Below are 21,587 nucleotides of genomic sequence, written 5' to 3' on the forward strand. Positions count from 1 at the left end.
GGCGCAGATTATGACAGATGTAACCCAAATCCAGACAACTACGATGCCCATGCGCAAGTTCCGCATCCGCTGGAGCGATGTGGGCGATCACTTGGTGCTGATCCTCGGCTCGCTCTTCATGCTGGTGCCTTTACTGATCGTGCTGCAAACCACCACAACCACCGATGTCGCAACCATCAAGAACGGCCCCGAGCTGGTGATCGGAGATCAGTTTGGCGTCAATTTTGACAAAGCCATGTTTGAAGCCTCCGGTTTCTCTGGCGAGAATACAGGCATGTCGATGCTGAAAAACTCGCTGATCCTTGGCCTCGGCTTTGCCCTTGGCAAAATTGCGATTGGCATGATGGCGGCCTATGCGCTAGTTTACTTCCGGCTTCGGTTTGCAACCTTCGCTTTCTGGCTAATCTTCACAACGCTGCTTCTCCCACTCGAGGTACGCATTCTGCCGTCCTATGAGATTGCGCAAAAGCTCGGGTTGCTCAACAGCTATAGCGGTTTGATTGTGCCGCTGATCGCCTCAGCGACAGCGACCTTCTTCTTCCGTCAGTTTTTCCGTTCCGTGCCTGAAGAGCTGGTGGAGGCCGCGCGGATTGACGGAGCGGGGCCGGTGAAATTCTTCATCGATATCCTGGTGCCTCTCAGCCAAACGATGATCGCCGCCATGTTCATCATAATGTTTGTCTTTGGCTGGAACCAATACCTCTGGCCAACAATGATCACGACCGAAGAGCACATGTACACGCTGGTGCGCGGGATCAAACAGATCACCCAAGATCTCGAAGGCACCAATATTCCCGAGTACGGCCGCGCCAATATGCTCGCATTGATTGCGATCCTGCCGCCTGTGCTCGTGGTGATTTTCTTCCAAAGCTGGTTCGTCAAGGGCCTCACGGAATCTGACAAATAAGGACAAGAGAAATGGCTCAAGTCTCTCTGCAAAACATCCGCAAAATCTATCCTAACGGCTTTGAAGCCGTCACCCGCACCAGCTTTGACATCGCCGACGGTGAGTTTGTCGTGCTGGTTGGCCCTTCTGGCTGCGGCAAATCCACCTTGTTGCGCATGGTCGCCGGGCTGGAAGACATCTCCGAAGGCCACCTCTCGATCGGTGATCGCGTAGTGAATGACGTTGATCCTGCGGATCGCGACATCGCGATGGTGTTTCAGAACTATGCGCTCTATCCGCATATGACGGTGCGCAAAAACATCGGCTATGGCCTCAAAAATCGCAAAACGCCGGCTGAAGAGATTGAGCGTAAGGTGGTCGAAGCGGCCAAGATGCTGAACCTTGAGCCGTATCTTGACCGCAAACCAAGCCAGTTGTCCGGGGGGCAGCGTCAGCGTGTCGCCATGGGGCGTGCGGTGGTGCGTGATCCGGCCCTGTTCCTGTTTGATGAACCGCTTTCCAACCTCGACGCTAAATTGCGCAACCAAATGCGCATCGAGATCAAGGCACTACAACGTCGCCTTGGGGTTACCTCGATCTATGTAACCCACGATCAAGTCGAAGCCATGACCATGGCAGATCGGATTATCGTGTTAAACGAAGGTCGGATTGAGCAGGTTGGAACCCCGGCGGAGATCTACCATTCCCCCGCATCAACCTTTGTTGCGAGCTTCATGGGCGCGCCTCCGATGAACCTGATCAACGCCCGTCTGGAAGGAGGGCAGGTGCTTGTGAACGGTGGTACTCCATTGGCCAAAGCGCCGGGGGCAGGCGCTGTGACGCTGGGCATCCGCCCGGAAGATGTCGAGCTCAATGCAGCAGGGCCGCTGGATTTTCACGTCGACATCGTCGAAGAGCTTGGTGCGCACCGTCTCTTGCACGGTCAGTTGGCAGAGCAAAACTTTACCATTCACGTCAGCAAAGAAATCGCGGCTGTTCCGGGTGCCACACGTGTGGCGCTGAAACCCGATGCGCTGCGTCTCTTTGACGTAGAAACGGGTAAAGCGCTATGATCACTCATACCGTTGAGACGCTGCCGAAAATCACCGCTGCTGAACAAAAACACCTTTTGGAGGCCCCTCGCACCGCACAAGCACATAGGACGTTGCTAGCGCAAACCCCCGCGATGAATGCCGTGCAAATTGGTGGGACCGCCGCACACTCCGTGCTGCCAACAACACTTACGGTCGCAGCGTGGAATGTGGAGCGTTGCCTGTTTCCGGAAGACACTGCCGACCATTTGAAAACGGTGTCGCCCGACATCGTGCTGTTGTCGGAGGTAGATCACGGTATGTCCCGCACAGGGCAACGCCACACAACTGAGGACATGGCTGCGGTTTTGGGCATGCAATACGCCTTCGGCGTCGAGTTCCATGAGCTGGATCTTGGCGGCCCAACCGAGCGGCAGTTCTGCAAAGACTCCTTCAACAGCCTTGGCTGGCATGGCAATGCTATTTTGTCTTCCGTTCCGTTTGAGCGCGTTGGCATGATCAGGCTCGACCAAGACGGTCATTGGTTTGCCGCAGATGCTGGCGCTTCGGATCCTGATCAACCTCGGCTCGGTGGGCGCATGGCGCTTGCGGCCATTGTGCCCACAGAGGCTGGCCCTCTTTGTGTCGTCTCCACACATTTGGAGAGCAATGCAAACGCCGCACATCGCCATACGCAGTTCGCGGACCTTTTGGCTGCGGTAGAAGAATTTGCCCCGGATATGCCCATTCTAATCGGCGGAGATCTGAACACAGGCAATCACATTCCCCCGGATTTTGACTGGAAGCGAGAAACGCTTTTCGATTTGGCTGAAACACAGGGTTATTCATGGGAGTTTACCGCCGAAGGGACGACCACACGACCAAGCCTCATAACCCCGCACCCTGATCGGGTGATGAAGTTGGATTGGTTCGCGGGCAGGGCGCTACACTGTGATCAAAAGGGCATCTTGCCTTCCGTTGACGCAACGAAACGCCCCTTGTCAGACCATGATTGCGTTTGGTGTTCTGTGAGCCTTAAACCTTCCCAGCCCAAGTAATCCCGAATAGCAAAGCCCCCCTGAGCGTCGCTTCCGGGCTTCGGGAGGCTTTGTTTGTTGATGCATTTGCTGCGTGCATGGTTTGTGCGCTTTTGTTTCGCGCGGCCCCAATAGAGGCTTTCACCAACAAAACTACGTAGAGGTTAAGCCTTCCAAACGGCTTTTCATCATTTCTGCACTGGTAATTGCCGGAAAAACACTAGAAGTAAGCGCCCGACTCTGGCGATTCAATAGATGATGTGCGTTTTGCGACTCTGCACGTTATCTTTGCGCCGCCGCCGGTTGCAACACTGGTGCGATTTCAAGCGTGCCACTCAAAGAAAGGTCACGATTATGGGTCTGACATGTTTTGATGTCATGGTTTCGCCCGACCTGCAGAAAACCATTCGTCCTGATGCAAGCGTTGCTGATGCCCTTGCGATCCTGAAAGAAACTCGTGCGCGTTTCCTGCCGGTGGTTGACGAAAGCGGAAAATACTGTGGTGTTTTCAGTGCTCCCACAATGCTGAAGCTGATCCTACCAAAAGCCGCGACCATTGGTTTGAACACGGACAGCATGCGTGTCTCCATGGACCACCTTGGTTTCATGAGCTTGGACAAGGATGACTTCCGCAACCAGATCGAGCGCCTCAAACAAGAGAAGGTTGAGGACAACATGTCCAATCCGAGCAACATTCCAGTGGCTGCCCCAGATACGCCGATTATGGAAGGCATCTTCCTTGTCTATAAATTCAAGCGTCATGTGATGCTTGTGGAGCCCAAAACCCAGCGTTTTGTGGGCACAGTGAGTGCAAACTCGCTGATGGACAAAGTCTTATAAGGTCAGCGCTGCCGCTGAGCCCAACTCACTGAAATCAAACGAAAACGGGACAGTATCTTGTCTGCACATTCTTCCTCACACTCTGAGGCAGGCTTTTCCTTGGCGGAAATGCTTGGGATTGATCCCCTGTGGATCGCTTCCGGTATTCTGGTTCTGGTTTATGCCGTACTCATCACCGAAAAAATCAACCGTGCCATCCTCGCGATGCTTGGCGCCTCGCTTATGGTGCTGTTTGGGATCTTGAACCAACAGCAAGCTGTAGACGGGGTCGACTCCAACACGCTGGCGCTTCTGATCGGCATGATGGTGGTGGTTGCGATCACCAGTAAGAGTGGCCTTTTCCAGTATGTGGCTATCAAATCAGCCAAATGGGTGAAAGCGGATCCCACAGGGATTTTGATCATGCTCACGCTGATCACCGCTGTGTTCTCCGCGATGCTGGACAACGTCACCACCGTGTTGCTGATTGCACCGATCACATTGCTGATCACTGATGCGCTTGAAACACGTGTGTTCCCGTTCTTCCTTGCTGAAATCCTGGCCTCCAACGTGGGTGGTACCGCGACGCTGATTGGCGACCCGCCCAACATCATCATCGGTTCTGCTGCCAACCTCAGCTTCAATGACTTCCTGTACAACCTCGCGCCCATCTCCGCGATCTGTCTGGTGGTTCTGACCGGCATCATCTACTTCATGAACCGCAAAGAACTGTCCAAGATCCCGCCGGAAGCCAGCGCGCGCATCATGCAGTTCAACGAAAAAGAAGCCATCACCGACAAAGTTCTGCTGGTGAAATCCCTGGCCGTTCTGGCGCTGGTGATCTTCGGCTTTGTGGTTGGTCACGGCTACGGCGTTCAGCCGGGCACCTCTGCCCTCGCAGGCGCGGCACTTCTGATGCTTCTGGCCTATGGCCACCAGCATGGCGAAGACCAGACCGAAAGCGTGCACCACATTTTTGGCGAAGTGGAATGGGTCACCATCTTCTTTTTCGGCGGTCTGTTTGTAATCGTGGCCGGTGTGGAGCAGGTGGGTCTGCTGGAGTACTTCGGTGAGAAAGTGCTGGAGCTGACACAGGGCGATATGATGTGGACCTCGTTCTTCATCTTCTGGGCGTCCGGCATTCTGTCCGCGATCCTCGACAACATCCCGTTTGTTGCGACGATGATCCCACTGATTGAATCCACCGCTGACACATTTGGCGGCCCGGAAGCAATTGAACCGCTCTGGTGGTCTCTGGCGCTGGGGGCGTGTCTGGGTGGCAACGGTTCGCTCTTGGGCGCATCTGCCAACCTGACTGTTGCAGCCTTTGCTGAAAAAGCAAAGCAGCCGATCGGCTTCCTGACGTTCATGAAATACGCGTTCCCCATCATGATCCTGACGCTCATGATTGCCAATGTTTACCTCTGGCTGCGCTATTTCTAAGTTTGTGTAAAAGTATTCGAAAAGCCCGGTGCATTGCGCCGGGCTTTTTGTTTATGGCCTGCCTACGGTGGGCCGCTCCGAAAGGCGGCTTAGTGGAAATCACGGCTGGGGAAGAGCCGTTTGGCCTGGTCACGGGGATGCATTGCCCGTGCGGGATAACGGGCCGCTTTGGGCGTATCGTCGGTGCGCTGTCCCTCGGTGGTCAAAGCTTTCGGCTCCGGATGGCCCAATTCTGCCAGTTTATAAGAGAGATCCTGAATGTCCTGCGCGATCAAATGCACCACGATCCCTTCGCGTTGCAGATAGCCTGTGACATGCAACAGCCGTCCGCCCATAACAATACGCCGGTACTGCTCATAGATCTTGGGCCAGACCACAATGTTGCTGACACCTGTTTCATCTTCCAGGGTGAGAAAAATCACCCCTGACGCAGTGCCCGGACGTTGCCGTGTGATGACCAGGCCGCACACGCTGTAGCGGCCCAGGGCGACCTGCGGCAAAGACGCATGGGTTATAATGCCCGGCAAAGACGGGCGCAGCAGTTCCATGGGATGCGCGCGCAGAGTGAGTCGGGTGGACACATAGTCCTCCACCACCTCTTCCCCCAAACGCATCGCAGGCAATATCACCTGTGGCTCAGAAACGCTTTCACCATCAATCGGATCATTGAACAGCGGTAGGGGTTTCCGGCTTTGAATGGCTTTGACCTTCCACAGGGCATCCCGCCGCGTCAGGCCAGTGTCTGCGAATGCATCGGCCTCTGCCAATCGCGCCAAAACATCAGGTCGTGCACCGGCCCTCAGCCAGAGGGCTTCGGGATCAGGGTATCCATTGCCACGGGCCGCAACGATCCAATTGGCATCCTCCTTTTTGAAACCTTTGATCTGCCGAAATCCCAACCGCAGCGCCAAAGCACCATCAGGGCGGCGCTCCAGCGTGTTGTCCCACTCAGAGTGGTTCACGCAGATCGGGCGGGTCTCCACCCCATGTTCCCGTACATCACGCACGATTTGTGCCGGGGCATAAAACCCCATGGGCTGGGAATTGAGGAGTGCACAGGCAAAGACAGCAGGGTGATGGCACTTCATCCACGCTGAGACATAGACCAGCATCGCAAAAGCGGCAGCGTGACTTTCGGGGAAGCCATAATCCGCAAACCCTTCGATCTGGCCAAAACAGCGCTCGGCCAACTCCGGAGAGTAGCCGTTGCTCAGCATCCCGGCGATGAATTTGTCCCGATGTTTGCCGATGGTGCCCATACGCCGGAAAGATGCGAGAGAGCGGCGCAAGTGATCTGCTTCTTCCGCAGAAAACCCTGCACCAACCATGGCAATTTGCAACGCTTGCTCCTGAAAGAGCGGCACGCCCAGAGTACGCCTGGTCACCTCTTCTAGAGCAGGCCCGAAAGGTTCCGGCTTTTCCTGCCTGTTACGTCGACGGATATAGGGCTGCACCATATCTCCCTGAATAGGGCCGGGGCGCACAATCGCCACTTCGATCACCAGATCATAGAACTCTCGAGGTCTCATCCGCGGCAAAAAATTCATCTGTGCGCGGCTTTCCACCTGAAAGACCCCAACGGCATCCGCGCGGCAAAGCATATCATATGTGGGAGCGTCCCCTTGTGGGATGGAAGCAATGCTATGACTGAGGTTTTCATGCTGGCGCATCAAGGCAAAGGCCTTTTGAATGCAGCTCAGCATACCCAAACCCAGCACATCGACTTTCAAAATGCCAAGAGCGTCGATGTCATCTTTGTCCCAGCAGATCACAGTGCGGTCTTCCATCGCCGCATTTTCAATGGGCGCAAGCTCATCCAATCGCCCACGGGTGATGACAAAACCTCCCACATGTTGTGAAAGATGGCGGGGAAATCCGATGATCTCGCCAATCAGCCGGAGGGTTTGCATCAGCCGGCGATCTTCGGGATTGAGACCCAACTCGCGCACACGGTCTAGATCAACACCGCCATTTGTCATGCCCCAGATTTGCCCGGACAGACCTGCTGTGACATCCTGACTGAGGCCCATCACTTTGCCGACTTCACGGATTGCAGCGCGGGTGCGAAAATGGATGACCGTTGCGCACAATCCCGCTCGATGACGCCCGTATTTTTCATAAATCCATTGGATCACCTCTTCACGGCGCTCGTGTTCGAAATCCACGTCGATATCCGGCGGCTCACCACGGTGTTTGGAAACAAAGCGCTCAAACACCATGGCGATCATATCAGGGCTGACATCAGTGATGCCCAACAGATAGCACAGGATGGAGTTTGCAGCGGAGCCACGTCCCTGGCACAAAATACCCTGCGACTTTGCAAATTGCACAATGTCATGCACGGTCAGAAAATAGGCAGGAAATTGCAGCTCTTTGACCACAGCGAGCTCTTTTTGCATTAACTCGACCGCCCTATCCGGTGCGCCTTCAGGGTAACGGCGCTCTAAGCCCTCTTTGGCAAGCCGCTCCAAACGCTCCTGGGGCGTTTCATCCTCTGTTTCTGCATGCGGATACTCATAAGACAGCTCACTCATGTCAAAACTACACCTGTCCGCAATCTCGAGCGTTCGACGCAGTGCAGCCGGGTAATCGCGAAAGATCCGCGCCATATCTGCCCCGGCTTTGATCCGGCGCTCTCCATTAGGTAAAGCGCGGGTGCCGATTTCATCAATGGTGACATGCTCACGCATACATGTAAGCACATCAGCGAGCTGTCGACGGCTTGCGTGGTGCATCAACACATCACCTACAGCCACCAGAGGTGCTGAGGATTTTTGGGCTGCGCACGCGCAAGCCGCAAAATAGTCTTGGTCGCTGCCGTCATAACGCGGCGCAGCGCCCAGAAAGACATGATTGGGAAACTGGCGCCGCATATGCTGGATATCTGCGATGCTTGCCTCCGGCCTGCTGTGTGGCAGGGCAATCAGGATCATGCCGCTACAGGCAGCAACCAAATCGTTGACATAGAGGACACATTGTCCTTTTTCAGCCCGACGTTTCCCCAGTGTCAGCAAACGGGTCAAGCGTTGGTAAGCCGCGCGGTTGCGGGGCAGGGCAATCCACTCAACAGCGCTGTCCTGCAGCACCAAGCGGCAGCCCACAATCAGCTTGGGGAAGGATATGATGTCCGATTTGGCAAGCGGATTGCTCTGCCCCACATCCTGCCGGGAGGAGGAATCCATTTGCTGTTGCGAGCGGATCTGCACCTGTTCCTGCGTTTCTCGCTCCAGCTCTTTTAAGGCGGACCACGCACGCACCACACCAGCCAAGGAATTACGATCAGTGATCGCGATGGCAGACAGCCCCAGCTCCGCGGCCCGCACAACCAGTTCCTCTGGATGCGACGCACCTGTCAGAAACGTGAAATTCGTGGTTATGCAAAGCTCTGCATAAGCCTGACCCGACATGCGCGGCGTTCGCGTATCCTGTTGCCGTTCCGATAGTGCCGTGCTGTGCTGGATATCGTTCATGCGAATTCCCCTTGCACAAACCAGCCTGGGTTCTGCGGCGTATGAAACAACCAAAGCCGCCGTCCTTGCGCGGTATATACCCGCCAGTAATCGCGCAGCCCGGAGTGCCAATTTTCATCCTGCATCCACCATTCCGGAGCGATGCGCTCCGGCCCGGCGATGCGCTCTGTTGTGAGAGGCATACGACGCCAGTGGAACCGGGCAGGGGGGCGGTGACCACTTCCCCCAATCGGCTCTGGTGGAAACAGGCAGATAGGGCGCAATTGCGTATGCCCCCAGCTCTTTGCCGGGTCTGAATAGGCTGCCGATGCAATCAAAAAACTGCGTTCGGGGATGTGGCTGTCCGCCGGCAGGACACGCTGTATGTGATCCAGCCCGACCCTTGTGCCAAGTCGCGAGATCAAGTCATCCAACTCATTCTTACCGCCAATGGCGACATGGCTGATTTGCTGCACGGGCAGTGCATCAACCTGTGTGGCCGCCAGCCGCAACATATCGATCCCAAACCCCGCATCGATCTCCATCAAGCCACGTTCAAACAGAGGCAAAATGCGTTGCGGATCTCGCAGGGCGCGCGCCAATTGTAGCTCAACCTGCTGATGATCTTGATCCACACGGCGCAGCGTAAGGCAAAGCCTACGCGCGCCTGTTTCCTGCGCCTTCAGTTTTGCACAGAGTTGAGCCAGCAAGCGCTCTGTTCCCGCCGTGACATCTGACAAAAGGCCAATAGGCTCTGGCAGGGTCATGCGTATGCTGTAATGCGGGGGATCGGTGCGCGGCGTAATCTCTTCGGCCTGCGCCCCCAGCGCCTGGTCAAGCCGCAGCAGCAAGCCCGGACCAAAACGGCGCGTGAGGGGGCCTCGGGCCGCCTGGGCCAGCGCCCCAATACTGCGCAGCCCCAATCGCTGCAACGTGACGGAGGTTTGCTCATCTATGCGGAGGGCCGCAACAGGCAGGTTGCTGAGCGCTGGCAACATCTCTCCAGGCGTGGCCACCCCCTCACCGTAATGCGCCAGGGCCCAAGCGGCACCGCGGGTGTCTGCGAGACCTATGCAAACAGACAGCCCGGCACGCATCAAGCGTGCACGTATGTCCGCCAGCAGGGCCTCTTCGCCGCCAAAAAGATGTGCTGACCCTGTGATGTCCATCACCAAGCCATCGCGACCTTCCAAGCCAACCCATGGGCAATAGCGTGTGGCCCACCGACACAGCAGATGCAGGAACCGCTGATCCTGTTCGGGATCCGCCACATGACTTTGTAGATCCGGGCAGAATGCCCGCGCATCTGCATAGGCCATGCCCTGATGCAATCCGTGATCTGACGCGGCTGCATTTAGGCAATAAATCCGGTTGGAATTCTGCTGATTCAACGTCAGCGCAAAGGGGCCGTCGACCGGGTGCCGACGCAGAACCCGGTCACTAGCCAACCTGGGGAACCATAATGAAACAATGCGACGCTGTATCCCATCGAACATGCCAGACACCAAATGTTCTCTATTTGTTCTAAATAGTCGATCTCCTATATGGAGTCGAGTCATGGCACGTGGCTAACAGAAGCAACTTGCGCCGAAGGCGAATGGCGGGTGAGGGAACATACGCCCACCATTATTCGATGCACGAATGTAAACAAACCACTTGGATGCCGCCCGCTCTAGGCTGTATGCGTGTGGGACAGGCCCACGAAACACAGAGAGATCATCCCATGTACATTGAACCATTTGGCGTAGAGCAATGGATGAACGAGTGGGAAACAAAATGCGGCCTGAACCTCGCTGAAACCTGCGTGGAAAGCTTGACAATCGAAGAACTCTTGCAAATTTCAGGCAAAAACAACACCGATTTGTCCGATCTACTGTCAATGAAGATGACATATGGCGACATCGAAGGGTCTCCACGCCTGAGGCAAGCCATAGCGCACACCTACGCACAGCAAACGCCCGCCAACATCATCACGACCCATGGCACCATTGGTGCGAACATGCTCGTGCATAAAGCTCTGGTATCGCAAGGCGATAGGGTGGTGGCCGTCGTGCCAACTTATCAGCAGCATTACTCGATACCCGCCAGCATTGGCGCGGATCTACAGGTTGTGCAGCTCAGAGAAGAAGATGACTGGCTGCCCAATCTGGATCTTTTGCGTGCAGCGGTGACACCGGATACAAAACTGATCGCGCTAAACAATCCGAACAATCCAACGGGCGCCCTGATTGATCGCAACATGCTCCTGCAGATCGTGGAGATCGCGCGCGAAGCAGATGCTTGGATACTTTGCGACGAAGTCTATCGCGGGACAGATCAAGCTGGGGATGGCACAACCGCATCCATCGCGGACCTCTATGAAAAGGGTATCAGCACAGCGAGCATGTCGAAGGCTTATTCTCTAGCAGGGTTAAGATTGGGTTGGGTCGCAGGGCCAGAGGCTTTGATCCACGGAATCGCCATCCACCGGGACTACGACACCATCTCTGTGGGCATGCTGGACGATCATTTTGCCAGTATCGCGTTGGAAAACAGGCATGCGGTGCTGGAACGCAGCCATGCGATCACGCGAGAGAACATTGCGATTGTAGAGCGCTGGATCGCGAAGGAACCACGCATGAACTGGGTAAAACCGCAATCTGGTACCACAGCGCTTCTGAAGTACGACCTGCCAATGACATCTCGCGCGTTCTGCGTTGCGTTGCTGGAAGATTGCGGGGTTATGCTTACACCGGGATCCGCATTGAATATGGAAGGTTACGTTCGACTTGGCTTCGCCAACAACACGAATGTGCTTTGTGAAGGATTGGAAAAGATTTCTAACTTCCTTGCGCGTCAGTGAGGCCGAGGCGAAGACAGGTTATCTGCGAGCTTGAGGTAAGTTCTTGGAGATTTCGGGCATAATTAGTGTTATGTCATTAAGGCGACTTATCACATACATCAAAGCCGTATCCAAACTCAACCGAGATCAAGCCGCATTAGCCACGCAGCGCGGGGTGTTCTTTGCGACTTTCTGCCGCCGTTTGAGGTGGCGCAAAACGTCTTTCTTGGACACCAATTTTCGCGCCCGTGCGCCATACGCACACTCCACCGGCTGACGGCGGATCGCTGGGATTACGTCCTCCAAAGACCGCAGACTCTCAGGTGAAAGCATCGCGCGGGCCATTGGCCCCGGATAAAAACTCTCGCTCGCTGCGCCATTGCCATAAACGACCTCATGGTGCTCAAAGAGCATGTGGAAATACGTCTCCTGACGCCGTCCGTTCGCCACCCGCACAGGCCCTGGCGCTTGCGCCAAATGCTTTGCCCGCACAAATGCTTCGTCCGGGTTGCCAGCAATATCTGGCATCAGCATGCAGTGCTGCGGGGAGACAAAAAGCGGACTGTGATTGCCGAGATACCCTTCAGGCAAACGTACGGAACGCCATTCCGGATTGGCCTCCAAAGTCTGCCGGTCCAAATGGGTATACGTGATCCATTTGATCGGCTGTGCACCGCGATCGCGTGTCATCACGAGATCTCCGGCGCGGAGGCTTTCAATTGGCACTTCACCGTTTGGGGTCAAGATTAACGTGCCTTTGGTGAAACAAGGAATGCCGATTGAGTTCAACTTGATCCCATTGTCCAGCTGATCCGGCGTAACGCCGCGCAACAAGACGGTTTCACCATTGGGAAACGTTAGCAGTGCGTTGCCATTACCGTCATCCCCAACCACCACATCGGTGGTTTTGACTGGATCGGAGTTCGCGTTGGTAAGCAGCGAGACGTCGAGCTGGTCGTTGGTGAAGCCATCGCCATCGTCATCACTCATGTCAAAGTCGGTGACAACGTCGTGCTCGCCAAGATCTGTGAGGGCAAAGGTGTCATCCCCTGCCCCGCCGCTGAGGGTGTCATTGCCCTGTCCGCCAATCAGCGTGTCTTTGCCAGCTCCACCAGACAAGACGTCATTGCCCTGCCCCAGATTGCCACCGCCGTGCAGCACGTTGTCATTGCTATCTCCGGTGATTTTATCGTTGCCAAAGGTCCCGCGAATGTTTTCGACGTTTGCAATCGTGCCGTAATCTCCGGTTCCCGAGGTGTAAGTCCCTTGGGAAAGATCAACATTCACAAAAGACGCGGTCCCCATGAACTCAAACGTCAGCGTGTCATTATCCGCGCCACCGTCGATGACTTCACCGCGCCCAAAGCCCCCGCGAATTGTGTCATTACCTGCGCCACCAAAAATGGTGTCAGCGTTTTTCCCTCCGGTTCCGCCGCGTTCAAACCCGCTTTGACTGCCACCAAAGGCATCGATAAAATCGTTACCTTCGCCGCCGGACAGGTAATCTGCGCCATCCCCACCTATGATAGTGTCGTCACCGGTGCCGCCATCAATTGTGTCGTTGCCTTTGTCCCCATTGATTGTGTCATTGCCACCGTTGCCTTCGATCCGGTCATCGCCAGTGGTAATGATATCTCCCCCGCCGTCTTCGGCGCCGGTTTCATCATTATACCCAAGGCCCATGTCCTCGCCGGTCTGTTCACCATCAACGGTGCCATCCGGAGGAGCATCAAAACGCACATTATCAATGAGGGTGTTTTCAGAAAGGCTACGCGCATCCGCATTGATTCCAAAGAACGCAAGATCGCTCATCACGGCTTCAAACTGTGCAGATGTGACACTGCCGCCCGACTCGGTCTTGAAGGTCGCAGAATCCAAATTAAACGAAACATTTTTTACAAGCGTGCCAGTTTCGGGCTGGAACGAAACAGAGGCAAAAAGCTTGGTTCCGTCATTCGCCACCAGCATCACATCAATGCTGCTGATCGGAGCGTCAGCCGTAAAGGGCTGCGCGTCTGCATTGCGGTAGGAGAAATCGACTGTGCCGCCAACGAGGGCGCTGTTGTCGCCTCCGAAATCGGTTGGCGTGGTCAACCAGGGAGACGGACCCGTTTCGTTGTCACCGTGTTGGGCGCCGCCAAAGAAGGAGTTGAACCGGGCCCCTCCAATGAAAGAGTCGGAATTGTTATCATAGACACGCCAGCCTTCATTGCTGCTGTCAAACGTGAATGTCTCTCTTGGCATCAGCCCACTCCAAGACATATGACAAGTACGGCATATGTCTCACCTAAAGTCCTTGAAACGGCTGAATCACCTAAGCAATCCAGCCGAACAGCAGAGCTAATTTCTGACCGTTAAATGCGGCCTAATTTGGTCGCAGTCTTAAAAAGTTTGAAAAACAATTAATTGGCGAAATTTTTTCTAAAACGCACCATGCCCTCGGTAGCGCGCAAAATGATCAAGGTGCCATTCATTGAAAAGACACTCTTGAGCAGCTAGATAGCGCACTCCAAATTCGTGAAGATCAACAGCGCGACAAGCGCTTGACACCTCAAAACTTTTAATTGATTAGTTCGCTCAGGATTTTACCCGACAGACTTTGTCGGGTTTATTGGAGGGAACGCGAATGTTCAAAACGACTTTGAAATTGACCACTGCGCTTGCAGTGTGTGCGGCGGCAAGCATTGCGAGTGCCGATACCTATGGCCCGTTTCCGGTGACCGTAAAGGGCTATGAAGGCGACAAGACCAACTCTGTTTCCTATTCCGGCCAAATCGCACGTCACGCGCTGCACGACAGCCTCAAAAAAGCAGCGGGCAAAGGCAACGGCGGCGCAAATGCAGCTGACGTAGAAGCCATGCTGCTGGCATATTTCAACGGCTCTGACGCAGACCTTGAAATCATGGCGCCCGCATCCAAAGATGGCTACCCGGTCAAACAAGCAACCGTAAACGCGATCTCCAAAGGCAAGAACATCTCCGGCAAATTCTACGACGGTGCGATGCCTGCGTGGCCCGGCAATGTGAGCGGCAAAGAAGCCATGCTGCACATGATCAAACACGCCGCGCAATCAAACGGTGGCTTTGACGCTGAGAACGGCTATGACTGGGGCCAGGTGATCTCCAAATACACCATGGGCGCCATGATGTATAATCAGGCGGTCGACAACTATCTCGACGAAAAGCTTGATGCCGACAACAAGCCAAACAACAAACCTTACAAAGACGGCGCTTACTACACCGGTAAAGAGCACTCTTGGGATGAGGCCTTTGGCTATTGGGGTGGCCCCGCGCACACTCTGAGCCTGAGCCCAGAGCAGGCCTACAGCATTGCCAAGCAGAAAGACCTGACTGCTGCAGACGCCAATGGCGACGGTGTGGTTGACCTGAAATCCGAGCACGTATTTGGCCCGGCTTACTACGCTGCCGGCGCAGACAAAGGCGGCACCAAGTCCACCAACTACATGCACACCATCATGCAAGCCTTCGTCGACGGTCGTCAGCTGATCGCGGATGCAAATGGCGAAGCGCTCACCGATGATCAACGTGCGCAGCTGAAAGGCTATGCGGAAGTCATCGAGAGCAACTGGGAAAAAGTGCTGGCGGAAGCCACATTCAAATATGCGGGTTCGGTCTACAAAGACATCGGCAAGATGGGTGAACTGGAAGGCGAAGAGCTGGCCAAAGCCTATCGCAACTATGTCAAGCACTGGGGTGAGCTGAAAGGTTTTGCCATGGCTCTGCAAACCGGCAAAAACAATCTGGGTGCGACTGCAACCGAGCTGAACAAACTGATCGGTTTTGGTCCGGTGACGCTGGACAACACCTATGTGACCGGTGTCGATGCGGACGGGAACTTTGTGCGTGAGCGTCGCAAAACCTGGAGCGACTACCAGCTGCAGATGCTTGAAACCCAGAAGCTTCTAGCTGACACCTTTGGCCTGAAATCCCGCGCCAATGATGCGCTTGCCGATCTGGAAACACTGGCAGGCAAGCTGAACTCTGCGGACAGCGCTGAAACTGACTAAACTTATCAGGGCGGCACCTGAGAGGTGCCGCCCGTTCTAACTCAATGGATTGGATACAGACACTTACGCCCTTCTTTGCTGATTTTGCCGACCCGAAAAAACGGATTTTTGTCGGCTACCTTGGGCTGTCTCTGCTGATCGCTTTCCTTTGGCTACTTTTTGTCAAACGCCAATCGTTCCGAGGCGCCGTTGCCCGCGTGTTTGATCGAAAGGTTTTCTTCTCGAAATCCGCTTTGGCGGACTACCAGATTTTCTTCATCAACCGCGTCTTTACGCTGTTTGTTTCTCCGCTGCTCATTACGCAGCTGGCCATCGCAACAGCAATATACTTTGCGCTGCACCGTCAAAGCTTCGTTGTGCCGGGTCTATTTGAAGACGCAAACAAACCGCTCGTGGTTGCTGCGTTCTCCACCGCGCTGTTTATGGTCGATGACTTGACCAAATACTGGCTGCACCGCTGGATGCACAGATGGCCACCACTCTGGGCCATCCACAAAGTGCACCATTCCGCCGAAACGCTCACCCCAATCACCGTTTATCGCGTGCACCCATTTGAAGGTGTGCTTTATGCATTGCGAAGCGCTTTTGCGCAGGGGCTTGTATTGCCAGTGTTTATCTTCGGTTTCGGCAATACTGTGGATCTCTATACGGTTGTAGGCGTCAACGTGCTGGTGTTCCTGTTCCACGTCACGGGATCAAACCTGCGCCATTCGCATATCAACATCAGCTATTGGCCGTGGCTTGAGCGCCTGTTGATATCCCCTGCACAGCATCAGCTGCACCACTCCACAGCCGGAAGACATTTCGACAAGAATTTCGGGGCAGCACTGGCTATCTGGGACTGGCTGTTTGGCTCACTACATCTCTCAGAGAAAGATGAGGATCTCACTTTTGGTCTTCCGGAAAAAGAGGCCAGCGCAACAGATCTGATCGATATCTACTTTCGACCATTTTCAGACATCTGGCGCTACCTCAAAAAACGTGGACAACGGTTGCTGAAAGTGCGTTGAGACACTCGGTATCAATGACAGAATGAGGCTTGCAAGGATTAAACATAAGCCTTGAGAGCAGCTAGGCTGCCCGACTGAAAAATCAACGCGTGCCAATGCGTAAATGCCTCAGAAAAAGCCTTGTTCTTCGACAGATCTCCATAAATCTCATGCATGCTAAGCCATGTCGATGGGTCGGCTTTGCTTCTTTGCGCCATTTCTGTAAGCCGGTCCCAATTGGGATCGTTTGGTGAGATGGTCTCGCCGTTTTCGCGGGCTCCCAGACACATACGCGCCCAAAGCGCTTCGACCAGAGCAAGGCCTGAAATAGAACCGCCAGCCGCCGCAGCATCTCTCACAGTCGGAAGCACGAACCCGGGATGACGTGAGGACCCATCAAAGGCGACCCGTCGTGTTGTGTCTTTTATTTTAGGGTTTGCGAAGCGAGCCTCAATCAGAGAAAGGTAGTCTGAGGGTGTCATCCCATCAACCCCCTCAACATGCGGCAGCACCTCTTGTGCCTGTACTTTGTAAAAAAATGCGGAGATTTCTGGGTGCGCCATGCAATCCGAGATTGTCGAAAGGTTCAGCACTTCCCCAACATTGGCAAGCATCTGGTGCCCGGCATTGAGCATGCGGATTTTCATGCGTTCATAGGCATGAACATCCTCGGTGATGGTGACACCGGCCTGCTCCCAAGGCGGGCGGCCAGCGCAAAACTCATCCTGAAGTACCCATTGACGAAAGTTTTCATGCGTAACAGGAGCGGCATCATTAATGCCAATGCTCCGTGTCATTGCCCTCTCGGCGTCGCCGGTAGCTGGCACGATGCAATCGACCATCGCATTGGGAAATGCCGCGTTTTTGTCGATCCAATCTGCGAGATCCGGATCAGACAGCCTTGCCAACCCAACGACTGTGCTGCGTAAAACATCACCGTTGTTTTGGAGATTGTCACAACTCTGCCCGGTAAACGGGAGCATCCCGGCTAAATAGCGGGCGCGATAGGCGGCAACTATGGCTCCGAACGCTGTCTTTGGCTGATCTGGGTGTGCAACATCGTGCATGATATCAGGATGCGCTGTATTCAGAGCGCCGTCCTCAGATTGATAATATCCCCCTTCAGTGACGGTGAGCGATACAATACGGATGCGCGCGTCACTCATTGCTTTGATTAGCGGTCCGTTGGTTGGGGCCACTTCCACAAAGTCAATCATAGGTCCAACGACCTCGATGGCTGAACTTTCGGGATCCAACTCAATCAGTGTGCTCAGACAGTCTTGTGCCAGCAGATTTTTTCGCATCTCTGCATCATTTGACCGAACACCTGCCCCGATGATACCCCAATCCATGGCAAGCCCTTGCTGCATCAGGCGGTGCAAATACCAAGACTGATGCGCTCTGTGGAAATTTCCAAGCCCGATATGAACAATCCCGGGCGTGATCGCGCTCCGGTCATAGGTTGGGGTGATGACGTTGGCAGGCAGGCGTCCAAGCGCACCATTGGTCAAATCAACTGCGGGCGTTTTTGAAGCCGGTGTCTTCATCAACTCATCCAATTCCCGCCATCAACATTGTAAGTCTGCGCAACAACGTAGTTTGCCTCTTCGCTGGCTAGGAAGACAGCCATGCCACAAAGATCTTCAGCAGTTCCCATCCGGCCAAATGGCACCGCATCCCCAACTTCTTTCTTCTTTTGTCCGAGAGGCTTACCTTCGTATTTGGCGAAAAGAGCATCTACGCCCACCCAATGCTCGCCATCGACCACACCAGGTGCGATCGCATTCACGTTGATGCCGTGTTCTATCAAATTCAGGCCAGCAGATTGCGTCAGAGAAATCACCGCGGCTTTGCTCGCACAGTAGACCCCCACTAGGCTTTCACCGCGGCGCCCGGCTTGACTGGCCATATTGATAATACGGCCCTTCACACCGTTTTCGATCATATGGCGTGCCACAGCCTGAAGCGTGAACAATGTGCCGGCAACATTGATGTCAAACACACGAGAATAATCTGCTCGGGTAATGTCGCAGATGGGCGCTGCGCTAAAGATCGCGGCATTGTTTATCAGTATGTCAATCTTGCCAAAGGCTTCAATTGTCGCAGCAACCGCCGCGTCAATGCTCGCCTGTTCTGAAACATCCATCTCAACGGGGATCGCAGCATCGCCAATGGACTGGGCTACCGCTTCCGCCAAATTTACGTCGATATCTGCAATGGCCACGCGAGCACCTTCATCGACATATGCTTTTGCAAATGCCAATCCGATGCCCCGCCCAGCCCCGGTAATCAAAGCGTTTTTCCCAGAAAGTCTCATCACACAATCCGCAGTCCATCAGCACCAAAGCGGTGAATCTCTTCGGCGCGCGGGTTAAGATGAATGGTGTCGCCATGTCTAAGGCTGACATCCCCGATAGCGCGCACCGTCAGTGTTTCCGCCAATCCCGTATTGTGGATGTGGAAAAACGTATCCGAGCCCAGATGCTCTGCGACACCAACGGTGCCTTGCCATTGGCCATCCGTTTCGACCACATCGATATGCTCGGGGCGGATGCCAATGGTATGAGCGTTGAGTTTTTGCGCTTCACTGCCCGTAAGAAGGTTCATTTTCGGCGAGCCAATGAAGCCTGCCACAAAGGTATTGCGGGGGGTTCGGTAGAGCTCAAGCGGAGAACCGACTTGTTCGATAACGCCTGCCTGAAGCACCACAATCTTGTCGGCCATCGTCATTGCTTCAACCTGATCATGCGTCACATAGATCATGGTAGTTTTCAGACGCTCATGCAGCTCGCTGATTTCCAACCGCATACCCACACGCAGCGCTGCGTCCAGGTTTGAAAGCGGCTCATCAAAGAGGAATGCGGCCGGCTCGCGCACGATGGCTCGGCCAATTGCGACACGCTGGCGCTGACCACCGGAAAGCTGGCCGGGGCGGCGGTCCAAATAATCACTAAGGTTCAGGACCGAAGCAGCCGCTTCTACGCGCTTGTCGATTTCCGCCTTTTCAAGTTTCGCCATCCGCAATGGGAAGGCGATGTTCTTGCGCACCGTCATATGCGGATAAAGCGCGTACGACTGAAAGACCATCGCAAGACCGCGCTTGGCAGGCACCACGCCAGTTGCGTCTTCTCCGTCAATATCGATATGTCCACTGGTGATATCCTCAAGTCCGGCGATCAGACGCAGCAAAGTGGATTTACCGCAGCCAGAAGGGCCAACGAAAACGGTGAATTCTCCATCCTGGATGGTCAGATCGAGTGGCGGGATCACCTCGGTGCTGCCGAAGCTTTTGGAGACTTGCTTGAGTTGAATTTGTCCCATGTATTAGCTTCCTTATTTAACAGCGCCGAATGTGAGGCCGCGGACGAGTTGTTTCTGGCTAAACCAGCCAAGAATGAGGATGGGGGCAATCGCCATCGTGGACGCCGCGCTTAACTTCGCAAAAAATAGACCTTCGGGGCTGGAATAACTCGCAATAAATGCCGTGAGCGGAGCCGCATTTGCTGCGGTGAGATTGAGGGTCCAGAAGGCTTCATTCCAAGCTAAGATAAAGTTCAGAAGAAGGGTCGATGCGATGCCAGGCACAGCCATCGGTGTGAGCACATAGAGCAGTTCTTCTTTCAGCGTGGCACCGTCCATACGGGCCGCTTCCAGTATCTCACCGGGGATTTCCTTGAAATATGTGTAGAGCATCCAGACAATGATCGGCAGATTGATCAGCATCAGCACGACCATAAGACCGCCTCGAGTGTCCAAAAGGTTGAATTCCACAAAGATGAGCGAAATCGGGTATAGAACACCCACCGCAGGTAGCATCTTCGTAGACAGCATCCAGAGCAGGATATCCTTGGTGCGCCTGGAGGGCACGAACGCCATGGACCAAGCAGCAGGGATCGCGATCAGAATGCCCAGAATGGTAGAGCCGCCAGCGATAATCACCGAATTCCAAAGGAATTTCATGTAGTCAGAACGCTCTTGCACAATGGCATAGTTTTCCAGCGTCCAGTCAAATGCAAAGAAAAGCGGAGGATCGTTGATGGCTTGGGCTTCCGTTTTGAAACTTGTCAAAATTGTCCAATAGATCGGGAAGAAGATGATCAGCGCAACAGCCCAAGCAGCAGCTGTGGTGACGATCTTGCGGTGCGGTGTTACAGAGCGTGCCATGTTGCGCCCCTCTTAAGCGTCGAGATTTTTGCCGACGATGCGCATCAGGAAGATCGCAACGAGATTGGCAAGAATGATTGCGTAAACACCACCGGCAGAGCCAAGGCCGATATTTTGACTGTCAATGACGCGCTGAAAGATCAGATAGGTCAGCGTGCGAGTTCCAAAGGCCCCACCGGTGGTAACAAAGATTTCCGCAAAGATAGACAGTAGGAAGATTGTCTGGATGAGTATCACGATCGTGATCGCCCGAGCCAGATGCGGCAGGATGATGTGCCAAAAGCGCTTCAAGGTGGGAGCACCATCCATTTCGGCTGCTTCAAGCTGCTCCCGGTCCAACGATTGAATCGCGGTGAGCAAAATGAGCGTTGCGAAGGGCAACCACTGCCACGAAACAATGAGGATGATAGAGCCAAGCGAAACATCTTGGAGCCACGCCACAGGCTCTGCTCCGAAGAACCGCCATAAATGTGCAAAAATGCCATTCACAGGGTCCATCAGCATGTTTTTCCATACCAATGCGGAGACCGTTGGCATGACAAAGAAAGGCGCAATAACTAGAATGCGGACCACGCCCTGCCCCCAGATCGGCTGATCCAGAAGCAACGCAAGCAGTATGCCCAAGGCAACTGTGATAAGCAGGACGCCGCCCACCATCACAAGCGTGGTTTGCACCGCAGGCCAAAATGAACTGGAAGAGAGAAAGCGGCCGTAATTGGCAAAGCCGACCCAATCCAACCCACGTTGGATGCTATCGCCTCTCAAAGGTAGATATTTTGTAAAGGAAAACCACAGCGTCATGATCAAGGGCACGAGCATCCACCCCAGAAGCAGGACAACCGCTGGCGCCATCATCACGCGGGCAGCAGATCTGGAGGCTTTGGTGGACATTGGATGGACCTCTCCTGTTGGCGATGATTT

Annotated in this window: 16 protein-coding genes; 8 read left to right on the plus strand and 8 right to left on the minus strand. The window is 54.5% G+C overall.

Translation table 11 applies throughout. From position 1 onward, the window contains the following. Positions 1-10: 10 nt before the first annotated feature. From J7400_RS18460 to J7400_RS18480, 5 genes are all read left to right on the plus strand, one after another. Positions 11-907, plus strand: coding sequence for an ABC transporter permease subunit (locus tag J7400_RS18460; RefSeq protein ID WP_209065575.1), 897 nt, complete (start codon positions 11-13; stop codon positions 905-907). An 11-nt stretch (positions 908-918) separates the two neighbouring features. Continuing rightward, positions 919-1,959 (plus strand): sn-glycerol-3-phosphate ABC transporter ATP-binding protein UgpC, encoded by a 1,041-nt coding sequence (gene ugpC, locus J7400_RS18465; RefSeq protein WP_209065576.1) that lies wholly within the window; start codon positions 919-921, stop codon positions 1,957-1,959. Further along, entirely contained in the window at positions 1,956-2,975 is a 1,020-nt protein-coding gene (locus tag J7400_RS18470) for an endonuclease/exonuclease/phosphatase family protein (RefSeq protein ID WP_209065577.1), read from the plus strand. The genes ugpC and J7400_RS18470 overlap by 4 nt, the downstream gene beginning before the upstream one ends. Positions 2,976-3,308: 333 nt before the next feature. Beyond that, a complete protein-coding gene (locus J7400_RS18475; protein WP_209065578.1) occupies positions 3,309-3,794 on the plus strand; it encodes a CBS domain-containing protein in 486 nt (161 codons plus the stop codon). 57 nt (positions 3,795-3,851) lie between these two features. Then, positions 3,852-5,216: an ArsB/NhaD family transporter gene (locus tag J7400_RS18480; protein WP_209065579.1), complete on the plus strand. Its 1,365-nt coding sequence runs from the start codon at positions 3,852-3,854 to the stop codon at positions 5,214-5,216. A gap of 89 nt (positions 5,217-5,305) precedes the next feature. On the opposite strand, the gene J7400_RS18485 is transcribed toward J7400_RS18480, so the two are convergent. Continuing rightward, a complete protein-coding gene (locus tag J7400_RS18485; RefSeq protein ID WP_247738917.1) occupies positions 5,306-8,623 on the minus strand; it encodes an error-prone DNA polymerase in 3,318 nt (1,105 codons plus the stop codon). 59 nt (positions 8,624-8,682) lie between these two features. Further along, a complete protein-coding gene (locus tag J7400_RS18490; protein WP_209065581.1) occupies positions 8,683-10,161 on the minus strand; it encodes a DNA polymerase Y family protein in 1,479 nt (492 codons plus the stop codon). A 227-nt stretch (positions 10,162-10,388) separates the two neighbouring features. On the opposite strand from J7400_RS18490, the gene J7400_RS18495 reads away from it, so the two are divergent. Continuing rightward, a complete protein-coding gene (locus tag J7400_RS18495; RefSeq protein ID WP_209065582.1) occupies positions 10,389-11,507 on the plus strand; it encodes an aminotransferase in 1,119 nt (372 codons plus the stop codon). A 126-nt stretch (positions 11,508-11,633) separates the two neighbouring features. Here J7400_RS18495 and J7400_RS21360 read toward each other — a convergent pair whose 3' ends face one another. Next, a complete protein-coding gene (locus J7400_RS21360) occupies positions 11,634-13,730 on the minus strand; it encodes a Hint domain-containing protein (RefSeq protein ID WP_280638029.1) in 2,097 nt (698 codons plus the stop codon). Positions 13,731-14,112: 382 nt separating this feature from the next. Between J7400_RS21360 and J7400_RS18505 the strand changes: the two genes are divergently transcribed. Together J7400_RS18505 and J7400_RS18510 are read left to right on the plus strand one after the other, a co-directional pair. Then, the gene (locus J7400_RS18505) at positions 14,113-15,513 is read left to right on the plus strand and encodes a DUF4856 domain-containing protein (protein WP_209065584.1); all 1,401 of its coding nucleotides are present in this window, start codon (positions 14,113-14,115) and stop codon (positions 15,511-15,513) included. Between the two features lie 44 nt (positions 15,514-15,557). Beyond that, positions 15,558-16,523: a sterol desaturase family protein gene (locus J7400_RS18510; protein WP_209065585.1), complete on the plus strand. Its 966-nt coding sequence runs from the start codon at positions 15,558-15,560 to the stop codon at positions 16,521-16,523. A 38-nt stretch (positions 16,524-16,561) separates the two neighbouring features. On the opposite strand, the gene J7400_RS18515 is transcribed toward J7400_RS18510, so the two are convergent. The 5 genes from J7400_RS18515 to J7400_RS18535 are packed head-to-tail and all read right to left on the minus strand — an operon-like array spanning position 16,562 to position 21,557. Next, positions 16,562-18,049 carry a mannitol dehydrogenase family protein gene (locus J7400_RS18515; RefSeq protein WP_209065586.1) on the minus strand — a complete coding sequence of 496 codons (1,488 nt, stop codon included), beginning with the start codon at positions 18,047-18,049 and terminating at the stop codon, positions 16,562-16,564. After that, positions 18,049-18,822: an L-iditol 2-dehydrogenase gene (locus J7400_RS18520; RefSeq protein WP_348540209.1), complete on the minus strand. Its 774-nt coding sequence runs from the start codon at positions 18,820-18,822 to the stop codon at positions 18,049-18,051. Before J7400_RS18520 ends, J7400_RS18515 begins: the two co-directional genes overlap by 1 nt. Further along, a complete protein-coding gene (locus tag J7400_RS18525; RefSeq protein WP_209065588.1) occupies positions 18,819-19,823 on the minus strand; it encodes an ABC transporter ATP-binding protein in 1,005 nt (334 codons plus the stop codon). The genes J7400_RS18520 and J7400_RS18525 overlap by 4 nt, the downstream gene beginning before the upstream one ends. 12 nt (positions 19,824-19,835) lie before the next feature. After that, entirely contained in the window at positions 19,836-20,666 is an 831-nt protein-coding gene (locus tag J7400_RS18530) for a carbohydrate ABC transporter permease (RefSeq protein WP_209065589.1), read from the minus strand. Between the two features lie 12 nt (positions 20,667-20,678). Then, positions 20,679-21,557 (minus strand): sugar ABC transporter permease, encoded by an 879-nt coding sequence (locus J7400_RS18535; protein WP_209065590.1) that lies wholly within the window; start codon positions 21,555-21,557, stop codon positions 20,679-20,681. Positions 21,558-21,587: the final 30 nt, after the last annotated feature.

The organism is Shimia sp. R9_2 (assembly GCF_017743735.1).
Taxonomy (GTDB): domain Bacteria; phylum Pseudomonadota; class Alphaproteobacteria; order Rhodobacterales; family Rhodobacteraceae; genus Shimia.